Genomic DNA, 255 nt, shown 5'->3' with positions numbered 1-255 from the left:
AATACCGTGCTCTCAAATAAAGAGATGACACCTAGCCAGTTTGAAGAATGGTTAGCCAAGTCAAAACCCATGACCGTTGTCTTTGAGGCCTGTGCAACCTCTAATTATTGGAAACAGACTGCTGAGAGGCATGGACACGAAGCTAAGCTCATTTCTGCCAAGCTCGTTTCGAATATCCGCCAAACGCAGAAGACTGATGCCAATGATGCACTGGCAATCGTTCAGGCCAGTCAGCTCGTGGATGTTCAATTTATC

At 46.3% G+C, this 255-nt stretch carries 1 pseudogene; it reads left to right on the top strand.

Annotation, left to right across the window (positions count from 1 at the left end):
• Nucleotides 1-255 (top strand): annotated as a pseudogene (locus tag JW499_RS22140) (IS110 family transposase); the annotation flags it as partial.

This window comes from Amphritea pacifica (assembly GCF_016924145.1).
Lineage (GTDB): Bacteria > Pseudomonadota > Gammaproteobacteria > Pseudomonadales > Balneatricaceae > Amphritea > Amphritea pacifica.
This window is presented reverse-complemented; position numbering and strand designations above follow the sequence as displayed.